Source organism: Streptomyces sp. rh34 (assembly GCF_002551245.1).
Lineage (GTDB): Bacteria > Actinomycetota > Actinomycetes > Streptomycetales > Streptomycetaceae > Streptomyces.
The window spans coordinates 1-2,179 of sequence record NZ_NTGZ01000483.1 but is presented as its reverse complement, the minus strand read 5'-3'; the positions used below and the strand labels follow the sequence as shown (position 1 = coordinate 2,179).

The window sequence follows — 2,179 nt, the reverse complement described above, 5'->3', positions numbered from 1 at the left end:
CGGCGACGGTGCGCACGAGCGCCTCCGGGTCGCCCGCCAGCCGGATGCCCTGCGCGGTGGCGGGGAGCCGGGCGGCGGCCCGGGCGGCGAAGGCGGCCAGCGTCTCGGGGTGGTCCAGTTCGCAGATCCGGCCGAGTCCGCGCCGGCCCTCGGGGTCGGTGGGGTCGGGGACGAGGGGCCCGGTGATCCGCAGGTCGAGGGCGCCGGCCAGGGCGTCGGAGACGCCGGGGTCCGCCGTGTCGGCGTTGGTGTGCGCGACGTGGAGCGCGATGTCGTGCTTGATGAGGGTGTGGACGACCCGGCCCTTGAAGGTGTCGGCGGCGACCGTCGTCGTCCCGCGCAGATAGAGCGGGTGGTGGGTGACGATCAGCTGGGCGCCGAGCTCCCGGGCCTCGTCGGCGATCTCGCGGACCGGGTCGACGGCGAACAGCACCCGGTCGATCTCCGCGTCCGGATCGCCGCAGACCGTCCCGACCGCGTCCCATCCCTCGGCCCGCTCGGAGGGCCAGAGGGCGTCGAGGGCGGCGATGACTTCAGACAGACGGGGCACGGGGGAAAGGCTACCTGTCCGGGGTGGTCCGTCGCCCCTGGCCGCCGGACCTGTGGGCCAGGACCGGCGGCCGGACACGAATCGTTACTTCACCGGGGCGCCGCGACGCTCCCGTACCGGGGAGACGGTCACTTCACCAGGTCGGCGCGGAGGTCGTCGAGGACCAGACCGGCCGAGGTGACGCCGAGGCCCAGGTACCAGGTCTCGTCGGAGACGTCCTTGGCCCGGCCCTCCTTGACGGCCTTCAGGTTCTTCCACAGCGGGTTGGACCGGGCGGTGTCGCGCTGGGTGGCCTTCGCGTCGCCGTAGACGCCGGTGAAGATCCAGTCGGCGTCCGCCTCGTCGATCCGCTCCGGGCTGATCTCGGCGGCGAGGTCGTTGATCTGCTGGTTCTTCGGACGCGGCAGCCCGACGTCTTCGAGGATCGTGCCGATGAACGAGGCCTTGGCGTAGAGGCGGAGACGGTCGGGCATGTAGCGGACCATCGAGACGGTCGGCTTGTCGGGGCCGATGTCCTCGCCGAGCTTCTTCGCCTTCTCCTCGTACGCGGCGAGCGCCGCCCCGGCCTGCTTCGCGCGGTCCAGTGCCTGGGCGTTGAGGAGGTAGTTCTCCTTCCAGGTGAAGCCCGGACGGATCGAGAACACGGTGGGGGCGATCTTGGACAGCTCGTCGTACTTGTCCGCCGCGCGGAGCTGGCTGCCGAGGATCAGGTCGGGCTTGAGGCCGGCGATGGCTTCGAGGTTGAGGCTGTTGATGGTGCCGACGCTCTTCGGCTCGCCCGCGCCCTTCGCCAGGTACGAGGGGATGGCCGCGTCGCCCTCGCTGGGGGCGTAGCCGACCGGCTTCAGGCCCAGCGACACCACGTTGTCGAACTCGCCGACGTCCAGCACGACCACGCGCTCGGGCGCGGCCTTGATCTCGGTCCTGCCCATGGCGTGGGTGACCGTACGGGGGAACTCGCCGGCCTCGGCGTCGGTGCCGTACGCCGCGGTCTTCTTCGCCGCGTCCGCGAAGTCCTTGCCGCCGGTGGCGACGGCGGCCTTCTTGCCGCCGCCCGCGTCGGACTTCGCCGCGTCCGCGTCGCCGCCGTCACCGCCCCCGCAGGCCGACAGGGAAAGGGCGGCCGCCACGGCCAGGGCGACTGCGGCGGTACCGCGGGGTCGAGGGGACATCGCTTGCTCCAGATGATCCGCGTACGTGCGCGGGTGCACGGGCCCTTGGTTAGGGTCGCCTCACCATAGACGCGGCGGCCTTCCCCAGCACACTCGCCCCCTCCACCTCAGGAGAATCCGGGCATCACCACCCTTATGTGTGAAGTGAGGTGGCTCGTGTTGTTCGGCAGGAAGTGCGAAAACTAGCTTTCGTAGCCGGAGGTGACGAGTCCATGACTGCCTGTGCCATCGAGGGTGGATCCGCCGGGGCCGCCGCGACGGCGGAATCCGGAACGGAATCCGGAACGGAACCCGGTACGGAACCCGGCCTGAAGGAGTCCGGGGCGGAATCCTGGTCGGGGTCCGGCCCGGAGGAGTACGGAAGGGAACCGGAAACGGAGGGGTCCGGCGGCCCCGGGGCGCCGGCCGGGGCCGACGCTCCCCGCCTGCCCGGATCCGCCGCGGACGCGGGCGGCCT

The 2,179-nt window shown here is 71.8% G+C and carries 2 protein-coding genes and 1 pseudogene; 1 reads left to right on the top strand and 2 read right to left on the bottom strand.

From position 1 onward, the window contains the following. Together CR470_RS37485 and CR470_RS37480 are read right to left on the bottom strand one after the other, a co-directional pair. On the bottom strand, positions 1-550 hold a 550-nt coding region (locus CR470_RS37485; protein WP_143663986.1), incomplete at its 3' end, for a Nif3-like dinuclear metal center hexameric protein. A gap of 128 nt (positions 551-678) precedes the next feature. Then, positions 679-1,722 (bottom strand): ABC transporter substrate-binding protein, encoded by a 1,044-nt coding sequence (locus CR470_RS37480; protein WP_097872189.1) that lies wholly within the window; start codon positions 1,720-1,722, stop codon positions 679-681. A gap of 212 nt (positions 1,723-1,934) precedes the next feature. Between CR470_RS37480 and CR470_RS40150 the strand changes: the two are divergent. Then, positions 1,935-2,179, top strand: a pseudogene (locus CR470_RS40150) (hypothetical protein); the annotation flags it as partial.